Origin of the sequence: Pseudarthrobacter sp. CCNWLW217 (genome assembly GCF_037203985.1) — a bacterium.
Lineage (GTDB): Bacteria > Actinomycetota > Actinomycetes > Actinomycetales > Micrococcaceae > Arthrobacter.
Genome location: NZ_JBBCBT010000014.1, coordinates 110284 through 127064, shown reverse-complemented (window position 1 = coordinate 127064; position 16781 = coordinate 110284). Strand labels below are relative to the sequence as shown.

Genomic DNA, 16781 nt, shown 5'->3' with positions numbered 1-16781 from the left:
ACCGGAGGTCCTCACCCATGAGTCAGCGACTCCAGCGAGTCATCACATTCACCCAACCAACGTCCCTGGGCAGTACAGCTAGGCCCGGCTTTGGCAAACAGCCCGGACCCGGGCTCAGCTGTCGGACGGGCTGTTCACCATAGACAGTGCCGCACGCTCCATGTAGTCCCATAGCGTGCCTTCGTACAACGGCGGCAGCCCCAACGAGTCCACGGCCGCGCGCATGTGGAAGAGCCAACGGTCCTTCGCCTCGGGCGTGACCTGAAACGGCATGTGCCGCATCCGCAGCCGGGGGTGGCCGCGTTCCTCGCCATACGTGGTGGGGCCACCCCAGTACTGCTCCAGGAACATCAGGAAACGGCGCTTGGCCGGGGCAAGGTCCTCTTCCGGGTACATCGGACGCAACAGCGGGTCGGTAGCCACGCCGTCGTAGAAGACATCGATGAGGCGAACGAACGTTTCATGGCCGCCAACGGCATCGTAGAAGTTGTCCGTGTAGCCTGGCTGGCTGAAAGGGTCGTTCTGCATCAGCTGGCGCGGCTGCTGCGGCTCGGCGGGTGTGCTCATGTCCCTATTCTCCGGCTTTCTGGTCAGTCTTTTTAGTCTCGGTGTTGGTGGCAGGCTCGTGCAGTGCAGTTTCCGGGCCGGCGGCGGGCGCATCAGGCACCGGCGCGTAGTTGCCTTGGGAACGGTTGCCGACCCGGAGGATTTCCCCGTTGCGCAGGTACCAGATGGCGCCGTCCTCGGACCGGACCCGGGTGATGCGCAGGCCCATGGATTCCACAACCCCCACCACCTCGCTGGTTTCGATGACGTCGCCGATTCCGTACTGGTCCTCGATGGTGATGAAGATGCCGGCCAGGAAATCCCGGATCAGCTGCTGGGCGCCGAAGCCAATGGCCACACCGAGGATTCCCACGCTTGTCAGCAGCGGGGCGATGTTGATGTCCAGGTTCTGGAGGACATACATGCTGGTGATGACGGCCACCAGCACGCCTACGATGCTGTTGAGCAGCGATCCGATGGTTTCGGCGCGCTGGACGCGGCGCTCATGATCCAAGGCCCGGATCGCCGGGGCCACCCACTTGAAGTGGGCCTTCTTGAAGAAGTTGCTCCCGGAGGCTACCCGCCTGCTGATCCGGGAAATCACGAAGGTTGCCACCAACCAGATAGCTACGCCGACGCCCAGGCTGATGACAATGCCGGTGACGCTGACGCCGTCGGGCTCGGAGGCGAGGGAAGGGGTGATCGACAACGTGCTGAACATAAACGGTAAAACTCCTTGGGGGTTCTCCGGCGGGGGCCGGGAGGGTGCTCGCCGGCGCTCGGGTTTCGCCGGGCGCGGAAGGCTCTGTTCTCTTTCAACCCTAGCGCCGTAGCGTGGACCCATGCGCATCCTTGTATTGGGCGGAACTGCCTTCCTGTCCGCAGAAATAGTCCGGCAAGCAGTGGCTGCGGGGCACGATGTTACGTGCCTGGCCCGCGGTTCGGCGGCTCAACCGCCGGAGGGCGCTCAATGGTTGAGGGCGGACCGTTCACTTGGCGCGAACGCTTATGACGGGGCCACCGGAGTTTGGGACGAAGTCATTGACGTGGCCCGCGATACCGTCCAGGCGACGGAGGCTCTGGACGCACTGGCAGACAGAGCCGGCCATTGGACGTTTGTGTCCAGCTGTTCGGTCTACGCCGACCATTCGACCCCGGGAGAGGCGGAGGACGCTGCCCTCCTGCCTCCCCTGCCCGCCGGTACGGTGTCCGCCCCCGAAAACTACGGGGAGTCGAAGTCGGCCATCGAGCAGGCAACCTTGGCTGCGGCCGCAGCCAAGGCGCATCTCTGCCGGGCCGGACTCATCGGCGGTCCCGGCGACACAACGGATCGCTACGGCTACTGGCCGGCGAGGTTCGCCCGGGACAATGGACCCGTCGTCGTCCCCGACATACCCGGCCACGCCACCCAAGTCATCGACGTCCGCGACCTGGCCCTATGGATTCTCCACGCCGCGGAGCAGGGTGTCACGGGCGCACTGAATGCCTTGGGGGACCAGGTGCCCTTCGCCGACTACCTTGAGGGCTCGAAAGCCGCCGCCGGCTACCAGGGCGAGGTCCTAACGGCGCCGGAGGACTGGCTCGTGGACCATGGAGTCGATTATTGGGCCGGGCCTGATTCCCTCCCGCTGTGGCTGCCGCCGGGCCACGACGGCTTCTGCACACGCAGCAACATGGCTGCCCGTGCCGCCGGACTGGCGACGCGCCCCTGGCAGGAGACGGTGGCGGACACCCTCGAGGACGAGCGCCGCCGCGGACTGAACCGCCGCCGCAAGGCCGGGCTTGCCCCCGCCACGGAAGCCCGGCTCGTGGAGGAGCTCCGCCGAAGCGTATGAATCCCATCCGCCCAACTGAGTAGCAGCAGGTGTTGTTCTGAGCCCTCAAAACGACATCTGCTGCTACTCAGTTGGGGTCATGCCGTCAGGGTCACGGGATCGTGGTGCACGGGGAAATTGACGCTCCGGGCAATGAAACAGACCTGGTTTGCTTCGTGGTGCATTTGCTCCGCCAGAGCCACGTGGGCCGGGTCCGCCAGCGTCACCCTCGGGTGCAGGGTCACTGACTCAAACTGCCCGCTGCCGTCCCGGTTCAGGCGCATCGTCCCCGTGGCTTCGTCCCGGTAGTCCGTAACAATGACGCCGTGCCGTACAGCCACGTGCAGGAAGGACAGCATGTGGCACTGGGCGAGAGCGGCGAGGAGAAGTTGCTCGGGGTTGTAGCGTGACCTGTCGCCATGGAACGTCGGGTCGGCGGAGCCCGGGAGCACCGGCAGCCCCGGAATCAGGACGTCGTGGTCCCGCGAGTAGCCCCGGTAGGACGACGTTCCCTCCCCAAGGTTGCCGGTCCACTGCACGGTCAGTTCATAGCGGTGCTCACCCAGGCTCATGCCGCACGCCTAGGCATCGCCGGGAAGGACGTCGGCCGCACGGGCGCGCAGTGCCCGGGCAACGCCGTCGCGGTTTTCCAGCATCATCCGCCGCAACGCGGCGCTTTCTGCCGGGAGGGCGGCCAGGAAGCCGTCAGTCCGGTCGATGGTGGCCTGGGTGGTCAGCAGGGCCGGGTAGAGCCCGACGACGATCTGCTGGGCCAGTGCGTGGGTGCGGGTGGCCACGATCCCAGGAACCGCCTCGAAGTACTTTTCCGCGTACGGCTCCAGCAGGGACCGGTCCAGGACCCGGGTGAATCCGGTCACCGCAGAGCCCTGCAGTGCGTTGGACAGTTCGCCCTTGACCACGATCGATTCCCACGCGGCCGCCTTGGCCTCGGGCGTGGGGATCGCGGCCTTGGCCAGGGCCGCCGCGTTCTGCCCACTGGCGGTGTTGTCCCGTTCCAGTTCGGCGTTGATGTCCTCCGTGCCCAGGCGGCCGCCGGCTACCAGGGATGCCAGGAGCTCCCACCGGAGGTCCTGGTCCACGGCCAGCCCGTCCAGGGGTGTTGCGCCGGACAGAAGGCCGGCAACGGTATCCAGCTGCCCGGTGCTGCGGGCCAGGAGGGCAAAAGACTTCACGAACTGCAGCTGGGCGTCGGATCCGCCCGGCACAGTGTTGGCGAGTTCCCACAGCGTGTCCACCGCTGCCACAGCAGTGGCCTCACGGTGCTGCTCAGCGACATAGAAGTTCAGCGTGGTGGCCAGCTGGCGCAGCTGGACCAGGATCACCGAGGAATCCGATTCCGCGGCAACGTTGGCCAGGATCAGGTCAACGTAGCGGCGAGCGGGGGTCTCGCCGTCGCGCGCCGCATCCCACGCGGAATTCCATACCAGGGTGCGCGGGAGGCTCTCACTGAAGTCCTTCAGGTGTGCTGTGGCCGTCGCCAGGGACTTTTCGTCCAGCCGAACCTTGGCGTAGGCGAGGTCGTCGTCGTTGACCAGGATCAGGTCCGGCTGCGCCAGTCCGGCCAAGGCCGGCACCTCGGTGCGCCCGCCGTCGACGTCGAGTTCCTCCCGGTGCACGCGCTCGAGCTTGCCGGCGCTATTGAGGTTGTAGAAGCCAACGGCAAGGCGGTGCGGACGGATGGTGGGCCACTCCTCAACGGCCGACTGGACTATCACGAAGGAGGTGAGGTTCCCGTCGCCGTCAACCTCCAGCTCGGGCTTGAGCGTGTTCACGCCGGCCGTTTCCAGCCACAACTGGCCCCATCGGTCAAGATCCCGGCCGCTGGCTTTCTCCAGCTCCACCATGAGGTCGCTGAGCTCGGTGTTCTGCCAGGCGTGCTTGCTGAAGTACTCCCGCACGCCCGCCATGAACTGCTCCGGACCGACCCAGGCCACCAGCTGGCGCAGCACGGAGGCGCCCTTGGCGTAGGTAATGCCGTCGAAGTTGACCTCCACATCCTGCAGGTTGTTGATTTCGGCGAAGATCGGGTGCGTGGTGGGCAGCTGGTCCTGGCGGTAGGCCCAGGACTTCTCCACGGAGGCGAAGGTGGTCCACGCACTGGTGAAGGACGTATTCTCCACGGCGGCGAGGTGGGACATGTATTCGGCGAAGGATTCGTTGAGCCAGAGGTCATTCCACCAGCGCATGGTCACCAAATCGCCGAACCACATGTGCGCGAGCTCATGCAGCACCGTGATGGCCCGCCGTTCGATCTGCGCGTCGGTGACTTTGCTACGGAAGACGTACCCTTCGAGGATGGTGACCGCGCCTGCGTTTTCCATGGCCCCCGCGTTGAACTCGGGCACAAACAGCTGGTCGTACTTCTCGAACGGGTACGGGCAGCCGAACTGGGCCTCGAAGAATTCAAAGCCTTGCCGGGTCAGCTCAAAGATGTTTTCGGCATCGAGGTACTGCATCAGTGATTTCCGGGCAAAGACGCCCAGCGGGATGACCCGTCCGTCAGAACTGGCCACCTCACTCCGGACCGACTGGTAGGGGCCTGCGATCAGCGCGGTGACGTAGGAAGAAAGCCTGGGCGTCGGGGCGAAGGACCAGACGGAGCGCGCCCCGCCGTTGTCCCCGGGAGTGGTTTCCTGCGGCGCGGGGGTGGGGGAGTTGGAAATAACGTCCCAGTGCGACGGTGCGGTGACGTTGAAGGTAAACGTGCCCTTGAGGTCCGGCTGCTCAAAGACGGCAAACATGCGGCGCGAATCGGGCACCTCGAACTGGGTGTACAGGTAAACCTCGCCGTCCACCGGATCCACGAACCGGTGCAGGCCTTCGCCAGTATTCATGTACGGGGCGTCGGCAACCACCGTGAGCTCGTTGGTGGCCGCCAGGTCCGGCAGCTGGATACGGACGCCGTCGGAGACGGTGCCGGGGTCCAGGGCACGCCCGTTGAGCGTGACGCTGTGGACCGTGTGGGTAATGGCGTCGATAAACGTGGAGGAACCCGGTTCGGCTTCGAACTTTACCGTTGTGGTGCTCCCGAAGACCTTCTCGCCCCTGGTCAAATCCAGGCTGACCGTGTAGGAATCGACAGTGATCAGTTCGGCGCGCTCGCGGGCTTCGGTGCGCGTCAGGTTAATACCTGGCAAGGGGGCCTCCAGAAGGGTTGCTGTTGCCGGCGGGTGATGGCCTGCGCCGGGCACTGTGAAATCATTCTTTCATTTCTTGGGCGGTTGGCAAGTTACCGCGATCACATCCCGACACGGCGGGAGTAGCGTTAATGCATGGGCAAGTTCAGGGATGCGGTGGATGCCAAGGCGCTGCGGTTTGCTGTCGGGTTTCCGGTGGTACTGGCCGCGGCTTTTGTTTTCTGTGCCTTCCTCCTGCGGCCTGACCTTCCGGAGCCGCTCGCCGTGAGCTGGACGGACGACGGCGGCGCCTCCTTTGCGTCGTTTTCCGCCTATGCGTGGGGAGGGGCGCTGATCATCGTGGCAGCGGGCTGGCTGGTCCTGTCCCAGGCCGTTCCGGTCTCCCGTCCGGCCGTGATGCGCAGGATCATGATGGGGGCCGGACTGTTCCTGAGCCTCTTCATTACCAGCGTCCTGGCAGCCGGGCTGGTGGGCCAGACCGGACTTGCAGACGCCCGCGAATCCCGGGTGGACCTGACAGTCCTGGCACTGGGAAGCGGTGCAGCGCTCTCACTGGGGGTCATCATGGGCTTTGTTTTCAAGGCCGACAGGCAGTGGTCGCCGGAAGACGACAGGGCCTTCGAGCTGGCCCTCGCCAGGGAACTGGACCCTGACCTCGCGCGCGATTCGATCCGGCTCTGGGTCCACGCCCGGAGTTCGGTTTTTGTCATGATCACCGTGGCCACGCTCTTTCCCGCAGCCTTGATCACTATTGCCCTGCCGTGGCTGGGAGCCGTCCTCGCAGGGCTGGCCGTCGTGGCCGCGGCGTTCCTCTGCGCCAGGGTCAAGGCCGACCGCAGCGGCCTGCGGGTGCTGGTGGCCGGCGTGTTCCCGGTGATGGACGTGCCCGCAGCGGCCATCTCGGAGGCCAACGCCTCGGAGGTGAAGGCCGCTGACTATGGCGGGTGGGGCTACCGGAACCACAGCGGCACCGCCGCCATGCTGGTAAGCAGCGGCCCCGCCGTCGTCGTGCGGAAAACAGACGGCCGCAGCCTCGCAGTGAGCGGCGGCAGCCCGGCGTCCGCTGCCCGCCTGGCCGAAGTCCTGACCCGGGTGGCCGCGCGGGCGCATGGCGGAGCCTCCGGCGCGGCGGGTGCAGAGTCCTAGTATTCTTGTCCCTGTTGATCTGACCCTGGCTTGGGCCGGCGCCGCTGAGCCAACATTTCTGCCCATCACCGCTAAACCGAACGGATACTGTCGTGACTTCTTCCCCTGCCTTCCCGCGGGTACACATCGCCACCGACCACGCAGGCATGGAACTCAGCGCCCACCTCGTCACCCACCTCACGGCAAAGGGCTACGACGTAGTGGACCACGGTCCCAAGGAGTACGACGCACAGGACGATTACCCCTCCTTCTGCATCAACGCCGCATTGGCCGTGGTGGCTGACCAGAAAGCCGGCGTCCACGCCCTGGGAATCGTGCTGGGCGGCTCCGGCAATGGTGAGCAGATCGCCGCGAACAAGGTCAAGGGCGTTCGCGCAGCGCTGGCCTGGAACCACTCCACTGCCACGCTGGCCCGTGAACACAATGACGCCAATGTGGTGGCAGTCGGCGGACGGCAGCACACTGTCGAAGAAGCCACAGCGCTGATCGAGGCTTTCCTGGCGGAACCGTTCAGCAATGATGAACGGCACGTGCGCAGGATCGGCAAGATTGCCGCCTACGAAACCACCGGCGAGGTTATCGAGTAGTGCCCGAAGGCCACTCGGTACGCCGGCTGGCGCGCCAGTTCGGCGATGTTTTCGGCGGCGAGACGCTGGCTGTGAGCAGTCCGCAGGGGCGGTTCGCGGCCGGCGCCGCCCTGCTCGATGGCCACACGCTGACCGAATCGCAGGCCCACGGCAAGCACCTGTTCCTGCATTTTGACCACGCCCTGGTGCTCCATGTCCACCTGGGTCTCTACGGGGCATGGGATTTCGGCGGTGACGCCGCCTTCCGGGGCGCCTCCAGCATTGGCGCGCCCCGGAAAGTGGGGGAGCGGGAAACATTCGACGACGGCGGCGGGCTTCACTACGCCGGCCCGCCTGCTCCGGTCGGCGCAGTCCGGGTCAGGCTGGTGGGCAGGCACGGCTGGGCGGACCTGCGCGGCGCCACTACCTGCGCTGCCATCACCACGGCCGAAGCCGCTGCCGTGCTCGCGAGACTGGGACCGGATCCGTTGCGCAATCTGCCGCCGGACCGGGAACGCTTTGTGACGGGCGTGCAGTCACGAAAGACGCCCATCGCGGCGCTGCTGATGGACCAAAAGGTGATTGCCGGCGTCGGAAACGTCTACCGGGCCGAAGTCCTCTTCCGCCAGCGGATCGATCCGCTGCTGCCGGGCACTTCGCTGCCCCGGAAATCCGCGGAAATGTTGTGGGATGACACCGCAGCGGTGATGGGTGACGGCGTCCGCGACGGCAGGATCATCACCACGCCGCCGTCGTACTGGTCAGCGGGTGCCGCGTTGCCTGCGGGGGACGAAGCGCACTACGTCTACAAACGCCAGGGGCTGCCGTGCAGGGTCTGCGCCGTCCCGGTGGCCCTGGCAGAGCTGGGAGGCCGGAAACTCTATTGGTGTCCCGGCTGCCAGGAGAACTAGGGGCTGCAGGCCGGACGCGCCGCCCGCCCACGATCAGTATGTGACGGGCTCCATCGGAGTCTGCCGGAGCACGGGCTGCCGGATGGGCGGTGCCTTCCGGGTAGACGCCAACACAAAAAGGACCCCTCAGCGAGGGGCCCTTTTGGTGTTTGTCCGTTGAACGGACTCGTTATGGAGGGGACGACGGGAATCGAACCCGCGTAATCAGTTTGGAAGACTGAGGCTTTACCATTAAGCTACGTCCCCGGGAGAACAGCAGTCCTGCATTAACATGTCCTGCACTGTCAATGCTACTGCCGGTCTTTCGGGCTGGCTGATCAAGCCGGATATAACTAAACCTAATTCATGCCCCACGTGTCAAATGTGCAATCACGGCCGGTTTGACCGTAGACTTGCCTGTGCACTTACGGGGTGTAGCTCAGCTTGGCTAGAGCGCCTGCTTTGGGAGCAGGAAGTCGCAGGTTCAAATCCTGTCACCCCGACTCTGCGGCCCGGACCGGACGGCCTGGACAGAACACACATGCGTTTGCAGAAACCCATCCCACAATCCCAGGAGTACTTAGACCGTGAAGAGCGCTGTCGAGAACCTCACCCCCACGCGGGTCAAGCTCAATGTTGAGGTCCCCTTTGAGGAATTGAAGCCCAGCATCGACGAGGCATACAAGACTGTTGCTTCGCAGATCCAGGTCCCTGGCTTCCGTAAGGGCAAGGTCCCGTCCAAGCTGATCGACCAGCGCGTTGGCCGCGGCTACGTCCTGGAGACCGCAATCAACGAGGGCCTCAACGGCTGGTACCAGGCGGCTGTGCAGGAATCGGGCATCCGCCCCCTGAGCCGCCCCGAGGTTGAGATCACCGAAGTTCCGGACCCCACGTCCACGGACGGGGAACTGAAGTTCCACGCCGAGGTTGACGTCCGCCCCGAGATCGAGCTGCCTGACTACGCCGGCATCAAGGTTGAGGTTGCCGCTGCGGAATCCTCCGATGAAGACGTCGACAAGGCCCTGGACGAACTCCGTGGCCGCTTCGGCACGCTGAAGTCCGTGGACCGCCCGGCCGCCGATGGCGACTTCCTGACCATCGACATCACCGCCACCGTTGACGGCACCGAGGTGGACTCCGCTGCAGGCCTGTCCTACCAGGTTGGCGCGGGAACCATGCTCGAGGGCCTGGACGAGGCAGTCACCGGCCTGAGCGCCGATGAAGACTCCATCTTCGACACCACGCTGGTTGGCGGCGAGCACGCCGGCGAAGCAGCCCAGGTCAAGGTTATTGTGAAGGCCGTCAAGGAGCGCGAGCTCCCCGAGGCCAACGACGACTTCGCCCAGCTGGCTTCAGAGTTCGACACCCTGGCTGAACTCCGCGAGGACCTGGCCAAGCAGGCTGCGGACTCCAAGGTTGTTGAGCAGGGCGTCGAAGCCCGGGACAAGGTCCTGGACAAGCTCGTTGAGCTCGTTGAGGTTCCGGTTCCGGACTCCGTCGTTGAAGAGCAGCTCGAAGCGCACTTCAAGGAGGGCAGCGGCCACGGTGAAGGCGAGCACGACACCGAGGAGCACCGCGCCGAGGTCAAGGCCAACACCGCCCGCGCCTTCCAGAACGAGATCATCCTTGACGCCATCGCCGAAAAGGAAGAAGTCAACGTCAGCCAGAACGAGCTGATCGACTACATCGTCTCCACTGCCAGCCAGTACGGCATGGACCCGAACCAGTTCGCCCAGATCATCGATCAGAGTGGCCAGGTTCCCATGATGGTTTCCGAGGTGCGCCGCCGTAAGGCACTGGCCGTTGTGCTGGGCCAGGCAACTGTTACCGACACCGCCGGCAACAACGTTGACCTGAGCGACTTCGTGCGTCCCGGTGGCGAAGAGGAAGCTCCCGCCGTCGAGGAAGAAGCTACGGAAGCCGCAGCTGAAGACGCCAAGGCCGAATCCGCAGCGAACGACGACCCCGCTGCCGTGAAGTTCTAGTACGGAAATAGTTTCCGCCGCCCGCCCCTGGACCCGACCGGTCCAGGGGCTGGGTGCTTTAACAGCCGGTTTCCGGCTCGTGCGCCGTCAGCGAACAGCGCGATTCGGGCGAACAAATCGGCCGTCAAAACGGTTAGTGTCCAAGTAGTGAAGTTCAGTGATGTCACCGTCACCAGCGAGAGGTAAGTACACATGTCACAGCACGCAGAGGCCCCACGAATGGCGACAGTCGATCCTGCAGCCCAGGACAACTACATCTACAACCGCCTCCTGAAAGAGCGGATCATCTGGCTGGGTTCCGAGGTGCGCGATGACAACGCCAACGCGATCTGCTCGCAGCTGCTGCTCCTGTCCGCCGAGAACCCGGACAAGGACATCTACCTTTACATCAACTCTCCCGGTGGCTCCGTCACCGCAGGAATGGCCATCTACGACACCATGCAGTTCATCCCGAACGATGTTGTCACCGTGGCCACCGGCCTTGCCGCTTCTATGGGACAGTTCCTGCTTTCCTCAGGCACCAAGGGCAAGCGCTACGCCACGCCGAACGCCCGCGTCCTGATGCACCAGCCTTCCGGCGGCATTGGCGGTACTGCCTCGGACATCAAGATCCAGGCCGAGCTGATCCTGCACATGAAGAAGGTCATGGCTGAGCTGACTGCCGAGCAGACCGGCCAGACTGTGGACACCATCCTCAAGGACAACGACCGCGACAAGTGGTTCACCGCCAAGGAAGCCCTGGAGTATGGCTTCTTTGACAAGATCGCGGCCCACGCCGGTTCCGTTTCCGGCGGCGGCGGAACCGCCAACGGTTCGTCCGGCGAGCCAGCATCCGAGAAGTAACCCGGCACTAGAACACTTAGATCAGGAGCAACACAATGACTTACAATTTCGGATCGACTGCCGGTAATCTTCCGACCAGCCGCTACGTCCTTCCCCAGTTCGAGGAGCGCACGCCCTACGGCTTCAAGCGCCAGGACCCGTACACCAAGCTGTTCGAGGACCGCATCATCTTCCTCGGCGTGCAGGTGGACGACGCCTCTGCCGACGACGTCATGGCGCAGCTGTTGGTTCTGGAGTCCACGGACCCGGACCGCGATATCACCCTGTACATCAACTCGCCGGGCGGCTCGTTCACGGCCATGACGGCCATTTACGACACCATGCAGTACATCCGGCCCGAGATTCAGACCGTCTGCCTCGGACAGGCTGCCAGCGCCGCTGCAGTGCTGCTGGCGGCCGGAACGCCCGGCAAGCGACTGGCGCTTCCCAACGCCCGTGTCCTGATCCACCAGCCGGCACTGTCCGGCGGTCAGGGCGGCCAGGCTTCGGACCTAGAGATCCAGGCCGCTGAAGTCATGCGGATGCGGTCCTGGCTCGAGGACACCCTCGCCCACCACTCGGGCCGGACCTCAGAGCAGGTCAACAACGACATCGAGCGTGACAAGATCCTGACGGCGGAAGAGGCCATGAACTACGGCCTCATCGACCAGGTCCTGGATTCACGCAAGATCAAGCCGCAGGCAATTACCAGGTAGTACGGCTCTGCTTCAGGCCGGTGCGGTCCAGTTCATTTGGGCCGCACCGGCCTTCGCTTTCCACCCTTGGGACCGAATGTGACCTAGAGTGGATGTTGTCACAGCCGGCCCTCCCAGGCCGGAACAGATTCCAGCAACGGTGCACAGCTGCCTGGCAGCAAGATACTAAGGGGTTCACATATGGCTCGGATTGGCGAGAGCACGGATCTGCTGAAGTGTTCTTTCTGCGGAAAGAGCCAGAAGCAGGTACGCAAGCTCATTGCCGGGCCCGGTGTCTATATCTGCGACGAATGCATTGAACTCTGCAACGAGATCATTGAGGAAGAGCTCGCCGAAGTCGCCGATCTGGGAAGTTTTGAATTGCCCAAGCCCCGGGAAATCTTCGACTTCCTGCAGGAATACGTCATCGGCCAGGAGCCGGCCAAACGGTCCCTCGCCGTCGCTGTTTATAACCACTACAAGCGGATCCAGGCGGGCCATGCGCCCAAGAGCGGGAGCCTCGCCGACGGCGGCCACCACGACGACGTCGAGATCGCCAAGTCCAATATCCTCCTGATCGGCCCTACGGGCTGTGGCAAGACCTACCTCGCCCAAACCTTGGCCCGCCGCCTCAACGTCCCCTTCGCCGTTGCTGACGCCACCGCCCTGACCGAGGCCGGCTACGTGGGTGAGGATGTGGAGAACATCCTCCTCAAGCTCATCCAGGCCGCGGACTACGACGTCAAAAAGGCCGAGCAGGGCATCATCTACATTGACGAGATCGACAAGATCTCCCGCAAGAGCGAGAACCCCTCCATCACCCGGGACGTGTCCGGCGAAGGCGTCCAGCAGGCACTGCTGAAAATTCTTGAAGGAACGGTAGCCTCGGTCCCGCCCCAGGGCGGCCGCAAACACCCGCACCAGGAATTCATCCAGATCGACACCACCAACGTGCTCTTCATCGTTGCCGGCGCGTTCGCCGGCCTGGAAGAGATCATCGGTTCCCGTTCCGGCCGAAAGGGAATCGGGTTCGGCGCCCCGCTTAACGAGGCCAGCAACAAGATCGACTCCTACGGCGAAGTAATGCCGGAGGACCTCCTGAAGTTCGGTCTGATCCCGGAATTCATCGGCCGGCTCCCCGTGATCACGACGGTATCCAACCTGGACCGTGACGCCCTGATCCAGATCCTCTCCACTCCCAAGAACGCACTGGTGAAGCAGTACCAGAAGATGTTCCAGATCGACGGCGTGGAGCTCGCCTTCGATGACGACGCCCTGAATGCCATCGCGGACCAGGCCCTTGAGCGGGGCACAGGCGCACGCGGCCTCCGCGCCATCATGGAGGAAGTGCTGCTTCCCGTCATGTTTGACCTGCCCAGCCGCGAAGACATCGCCAGCGTGGTGATCACGGCGGACGTGGTACTCAGCAAGGCTGAGCCCACTATGATTCCGCACGTGACCAAACGCCGTAAGTCAGCCTGACAGCACCCGCCGCCACACACCATCACGCTGAACGACGCAGAGGAATGACGCATGACTGAAACCACCCCGAACCAGGCCGATTTCTGGTTCGATCCCGTATGCCCGTTCGCGTGGATCACCTCACGATGGATCGGCGAGGTGGAGGCTGTCCGCGACATCAAGACTGCCTGGCACGTCATGAGCCTGGCAGTCCTCAACGAGGGCCGCGACCTGGACCCCGACTACCGGAAGTCCATGGACAACGCCTGGGGCCCCGTGCGCGTCATCATCGCAGCCAAGGAGCAGCACGGCGATCACGTCATTAAGCCGCTGTACGACGCCATGGGAACGCAGATCCATGAAGGCGGGCAGAAGGACTTCGCCATTGTGATCAGCAAGGCGCTGGCAGAATGCGGCCTCCCAGCCGGACTGGCCGAGACCGCCACGTCGGATGCGTTCGATTCCCAGCTGCGCGCCAGCCACGATGAGGGCATCTCATTGGTGGGCCAGGACGTCGGAACCCCGGTGGTCGCCTTTAACGGAACGGCCTTCTTTGGCCCCGTGCTGACCCGTATTCCTCGGGACGAGCAGGCTGGCCAGCTGTGGGACGCGACCGTGGCGTTGGCCTCCTATCCGCACTTCTTTGAGATTAAGCGGAGCCGTACTGAACGTCCCCGGTTCGACTGAATTCCTGCGTCCAGACACAACGAAAAGGGCCCTGGGAGAACTACTCTCATGTAGTTCTTCCGGGGCCCTTGCGTATCCCCATCTCCGGGACCAGAATGGTTTTTACCCACTTCGAAAGAAGAGGGACGCAGGAACCAAAGATTCAGTGATATGTATCTGACGCAGCCTTCGGCAAAGCCAGGTACAAGCTACCAGTGACGAGGTAGGAAGACCTGAAGATCAGCGGATCCTGCCAGACCATCAAAGACGTCACCAGATGGCCGAAAAGTCGAAGCCCCACCAACGGCAAAACGCTGATGGGGCTTCCCCTTTGCCCAAAAACAGGCCGTCAGGATCCGGGCCTGTTTGAAACAGGCCCGGATCCGGTCAGCCCTGTGCGGGTTCCTCCGGCGCAGCCAGGATGACGTCGCTGACCGTCAGTTCGCCTTCTCCGGCTACCAGCGTCAGTTCGCGGGCGTTCGACGCCGCCTTCAGGTCCGCCAGGCCGGCCTTGAGCTGGGTGGTCAGCGACTCGGAGGCAGTGATAGTGGCAGAGAGGACCTCGGTCCGCTGCTTCACCTTGGCCTCAGACTTTGCCTTGCGGACACCACTGAGGGCAGTGCCCACGGTGGCGAGCAGGGTGGTGTCGCCGTCGACCTCGATGGCCGTGGGCCATTCGGCACGGTGCACTGACCCGTTGCGCCACCAGCCCCAGACCTCTTCGGTGGCGAAGGGCAGGAACGGGGCAAAAAGACGCAGCAGGGTGTCCAGGCTCGTGGCGAGGGCGGCAAGGACCGAAGCCTGCTCCTCTTCGCCGGCCGCGCCGTACGAGCGGTCCTTGATGAGTTCGACGTAGTCGTCCGTGAACTGCCAGAAGAAGCTCTCGGTGATCTGCAGCGCCCGGGCGTAGTCGTAATTCTCGAACGCCTTGGCGGACTGCCGCACCACGTCGGCCAGCTGTGCCAGGACTGCACGGTCCAGCGGATTCGTGAGCACGGAGAGATCGGTGGACACCACCGAATTCTCCGTGGCTCCCAGGTTCAGGACGAACTTGGAGGCATTCAGGAGCTTGATCGCCAGGCGGCGGCCGATCTTCATCTGGGCAATCTCGTACGCTGTGTCAGCGCCGAGTTTGGCCGATGTGGCCCAGTAGCGGACGGCGTCGGAGCCGAACTCGTCGAGCACGTCGGTGGGAACCACCACGTTGCCCTTGGACTTGGACATCTTCTTCCGGTCCGGATCCAGGATCCAGCCCGAGATGGCGGCATGCTTCCACGGCGCGGTGTTCTGCAGCGAGTCCGCCTGGACCACCGAGGAGAAGAGCCACGTGCGGATGATGTCATGGCCCTGGGGGCGCAGGTCAAACGGGAAGACCTTGGCGAAAAGGTCCTCGTCCCGGCTCCAGCCGCCGACGATCTGGGGCGTCAGAGAGGACGTGGCCCAAGTGTCCAGGATGTCGGCGTCACCGGTAAAGCCGCCTGGGAGATCGCGCTGGGCCTCGTCGTAGCCCGGTGCTGCATCTGCCGCGGGGTCAACCGGCAGTTGCTCATCCGAGGGCACGATCGGGGTGTCGTACTGCGGGTTGCCGTCGGCGTCGAGCGGGTACCAGACGGGGATGGGAACGCCGAAGAAACGCTGGCGGGAAACCAGCCAGTCGCCGTTCAGGCCCGAGATCCAGTTCTCGAAGCGCGACCGCATAAAGGCAGGGTGGAAGTCGATCTCGTGGCCGCGGGCGATGAGGCGTTCGCGGCGGTCCTCTTCGCGGCCCCCGTTGCGGTAGTACCACTGGCGGGACGTGACCACTTCGAGCGGCTTGTCGCCCTTTTCGTAGAAGTTCACGGGGTGCATGATCTTCTTCGGCTCACCGTCGATCAGGTCCTCGGCGGCCAGGAGTTCCACCACAGTTTCCTTGGCACTGAAGACAGTCTTGCCCGCGATGGCTTCAAACGCCGTACGGCCGGCGTCGGTGCTGATCCAGTCCGGGGTGTCGCCGATGATGCGTCCGTCACGGCCCACGATGGCCCGAGTGGGCAGCTGGAGCTCGCGCCACCAGGTGACGTCGGTGAGGTCACCGAAGGTGCAGACCATGGCAATGCCGGACCCCTTGTCCGCTTTGGCCAGCGGGTGGGCCTTGACTTCAACCTCAACGCCGAAGACCGGGGACGTGACCTTCTTGCCGAACAGCGGCTGGTACCGTTCGTCGTCGGGGTTTGCCACCAGGGCCGCACAGGCCGCCAACAGTTCGGGACGGGTGGTCTCGATGTAGATCTTCTCGCCGTCCTCCGTGAAGAACGGGTACCGGTAGTAGTGCCCGGCCACTTCGCGGTCTTCCAGTTCGGCCTGCGCAACGGCCGTGCGGAACGTCACGTCCCACAGCGTGGGGGCCTCTGCCATGTAGGCGTCGCCGGCTGCGAGGTTGGCGAGGAAGGCACGCTGGGAGACTTCGCGCGAGGCGTCGTCGATGGTCCGATACGTCAGCTTCCAGTCGACGGACAGTCCGAGCTGCTGGAACAGGCTCTCGAAAACCTTCTCGTCCTCAACGGCAAGCTCTTCACAGAGCTCGATGAAGTTCCGGCGCGAGACGACGTCGAAATCGCGCTGGTTCTTGGCCGGCTGGGCCGGCGGCCGGTACGCGGCGTCGTAGGGGATAGCCGGGTCGCAGCGCACGCCGTAGTAGTTCTGCACGCGGCGCTCGGTGGGCAGGCCGTTGTCATCCCAGCCCATCGGGTAGAAGACGTTCTTGCCGATCATGCGCTGGTAACGGGCCAGGACGTCGGTCTGCGTGAAGGAGAACATGTGCCCCACGTGCAGCGAACCTGACGCGGTGGGCGGGGGAGTGTCGATCGAGTAGACCTGCTCCCGGGTGGTGTCCGGGTTGAACTTGTAGGTCCCTTCGGCAAGCCAGCGCTGCGTGAGGGCGGCTTCAAGCCCCTCAAGGGCGGGCTTGTCCGGAACGTTGATAGGGGCGGTGGAGGGCGTGTCTGTACCCTGATGTGCTTCAGCCATCTGCCAATTGTTTCATGGCCCGGACT

Annotated in this window: 14 protein-coding genes and 2 tRNA genes; 10 read left to right on the top strand and 6 right to left on the bottom strand. The window is 64.1% G+C overall.

Annotation, left to right across the window (positions count from 1 at the left end; genetic code table 11):
- Positions 1-114: 114 nt before the first annotated feature.
- Together V9L18_RS16415 and V9L18_RS16410 are read right to left on the bottom strand one after the other, a co-directional pair.
- Complete coding sequence (locus tag V9L18_RS16415) at positions 115-567, bottom strand: globin (RefSeq protein ID WP_337348222.1); 453 nt, start codon at positions 565-567, stop codon at positions 115-117.
- Positions 568-571: 4 nt separating this feature from the next.
- Entirely contained in the window at positions 572-1267 is a 696-nt protein-coding gene (locus V9L18_RS16410) for a mechanosensitive ion channel family protein (RefSeq protein WP_337348221.1), read from the bottom strand.
- 121 nt (positions 1268-1388) lie between these two features.
- On the opposite strand from V9L18_RS16410, the gene V9L18_RS16405 reads away from it, so the two are divergent.
- On the top strand, positions 1389-2381 hold the full coding sequence (locus tag V9L18_RS16405; protein WP_337348220.1) for an NAD-dependent epimerase/dehydratase family protein: 993 nt from the start codon (positions 1389-1391) through the stop codon (positions 2379-2381).
- A 77-nt stretch (positions 2382-2458) separates the two neighbouring features.
- Here the strand turns inward: V9L18_RS16405 and V9L18_RS16400 are convergent, their stop codons facing one another.
- Both V9L18_RS16400 and pepN read right to left on the bottom strand, forming a co-directional pair.
- A complete protein-coding gene (locus tag V9L18_RS16400; protein WP_337348219.1) occupies positions 2459-2932 on the bottom strand; it encodes an OsmC family protein in 474 nt (157 codons plus the stop codon).
- 9 nt (positions 2933-2941) lie between these two features.
- Positions 2942-5518 carry an aminopeptidase N gene (pepN, locus tag V9L18_RS16395; RefSeq protein WP_337348218.1) on the bottom strand — a complete coding sequence of 859 codons (2577 nt, stop codon included), beginning with the start codon at positions 5516-5518 and terminating at the stop codon, positions 2942-2944.
- A 135-nt stretch (positions 5519-5653) separates the two neighbouring features.
- Between pepN and V9L18_RS16390 the strand changes: the two genes are divergently transcribed.
- The 3 genes from V9L18_RS16390 (at position 5654) to V9L18_RS16380 (ending at position 8141) form a co-directional block, all read left to right on the top strand.
- On the top strand, positions 5654-6664 hold the full coding sequence (locus V9L18_RS16390; protein WP_337348217.1) for a hypothetical protein: 1011 nt from the start codon (positions 5654-5656) through the stop codon (positions 6662-6664).
- A 92-nt stretch (positions 6665-6756) separates the two neighbouring features.
- Positions 6757-7251 carry a ribose-5-phosphate isomerase gene (locus tag V9L18_RS16385; protein ID WP_337348216.1) on the top strand — a complete coding sequence of 165 codons (495 nt, stop codon included), beginning with the start codon at positions 6757-6759 and terminating at the stop codon, positions 7249-7251.
- Entirely contained in the window at positions 7251-8141 is an 891-nt protein-coding gene (locus V9L18_RS16380) for an Fpg/Nei family DNA glycosylase (protein ID WP_337348215.1), read from the top strand. Before V9L18_RS16385 ends, V9L18_RS16380 begins: the two co-directional genes overlap by 1 nt.
- Positions 8142-8313: 172 nt before the next feature.
- Here V9L18_RS16380 and V9L18_RS16375 read toward each other — a convergent pair.
- A tRNA-Gly gene (locus tag V9L18_RS16375) sits at positions 8314-8387 on the bottom strand.
- Between the two features lie 161 nt (positions 8388-8548).
- On the opposite strand from V9L18_RS16375, the gene V9L18_RS16370 reads away from it, so the two are divergent.
- The 6 genes from V9L18_RS16370 (at position 8549) to V9L18_RS16345 (ending at position 13770) form a co-directional block, all read left to right on the top strand.
- Positions 8549-8623, top strand: a tRNA-Pro gene (locus V9L18_RS16370).
- Between the two features lie 84 nt (positions 8624-8707).
- Positions 8708-10105 (top strand): trigger factor, encoded by a 1398-nt coding sequence (gene tig / locus V9L18_RS16365; protein WP_337348214.1) that lies wholly within the window; start codon positions 8708-8710, stop codon positions 10103-10105.
- Positions 10106-10324: 219 nt separating this feature from the next.
- On the top strand, positions 10325-10948 hold the full coding sequence (locus V9L18_RS16360) for an ATP-dependent Clp protease proteolytic subunit (protein WP_337348229.1): 624 nt from the start codon (positions 10325-10327) through the stop codon (positions 10946-10948).
- 35 nt (positions 10949-10983) lie between these two features.
- Positions 10984-11643 (top strand): ATP-dependent Clp protease proteolytic subunit, encoded by a 660-nt coding sequence (locus V9L18_RS16355; RefSeq protein ID WP_267275380.1) that lies wholly within the window; start codon positions 10984-10986, stop codon positions 11641-11643.
- Positions 11644-11823: 180 nt separating this feature from the next.
- Positions 11824-13104 (top strand): ATP-dependent Clp protease ATP-binding subunit ClpX, encoded by a 1281-nt coding sequence (gene clpX, locus V9L18_RS16350; RefSeq protein WP_337348213.1) that lies wholly within the window; start codon positions 11824-11826, stop codon positions 13102-13104.
- Between the two features lie 51 nt (positions 13105-13155).
- Positions 13156-13770 carry a mycothiol-dependent nitroreductase Rv2466c family protein gene (locus V9L18_RS16345; RefSeq protein WP_337348212.1) on the top strand — a complete coding sequence of 205 codons (615 nt, stop codon included), beginning with the start codon at positions 13156-13158 and terminating at the stop codon, positions 13768-13770.
- A gap of 366 nt (positions 13771-14136) precedes the next feature.
- Here V9L18_RS16345 and valS read toward each other — a convergent pair whose 3' ends face one another.
- Positions 14137-16755 carry a valine--tRNA ligase gene (gene valS / locus V9L18_RS16340; RefSeq protein WP_337348211.1) on the bottom strand — a complete coding sequence of 873 codons (2619 nt, stop codon included), beginning with the start codon at positions 16753-16755 and terminating at the stop codon, positions 14137-14139.
- Positions 16756-16781 lie beyond the last annotated feature (26 nt).

Excerpts from the sequence above, each read along its gene's own strand:
- V9L18_RS16415 (WP_337348222.1), bottom strand. The coding sequence starts at position 567 with ATGAGCACACCCGCCGAGCCGCAGCAGCCGCGCCAGCTGATGCAGAAC.
- V9L18_RS16410 (WP_337348221.1), bottom strand. The coding sequence starts at position 1,267 with ATGTTCAGCACGTTGTCGATCACCCCTTCCCTCGCCTCCGAGCCCGAC.
- V9L18_RS16405 (WP_337348220.1), top strand. The coding sequence starts at position 1,389 with ATGCGCATCCTTGTATTGGGCGGAACTGCCTTCCTGTCCGCAGAAATA.
- V9L18_RS16400 (WP_337348219.1), bottom strand. The coding sequence starts at position 2,932 with ATGAGCCTGGGTGAGCACCGCTATGAACTGACCGTGCAGTGGACCGGC.
- V9L18_RS16390 (WP_337348217.1), top strand. The coding sequence starts at position 5,654 with ATGGGCAAGTTCAGGGATGCGGTGGATGCCAAGGCGCTGCGGTTTGCT.
- V9L18_RS16360 (WP_337348229.1), top strand. The coding sequence starts at position 10,325 with ATGGCGACAGTCGATCCTGCAGCCCAGGACAACTACATCTACAACCGC.
- V9L18_RS16355 (WP_267275380.1), top strand. The coding sequence starts at position 10,984 with ATGACTTACAATTTCGGATCGACTGCCGGTAATCTTCCGACCAGCCGC.
- clpX (WP_337348213.1), top strand. The coding sequence starts at position 11,824 with ATGGCTCGGATTGGCGAGAGCACGGATCTGCTGAAGTGTTCTTTCTGC.
- V9L18_RS16345 (WP_337348212.1), top strand. The coding sequence starts at position 13,156 with ATGACTGAAACCACCCCGAACCAGGCCGATTTCTGGTTCGATCCCGTA.
- valS (WP_337348211.1), bottom strand. The coding sequence starts at position 16,755 with ATGGCTGAAGCACATCAGGGTACAGACACGCCCTCCACCGCCCCTATC.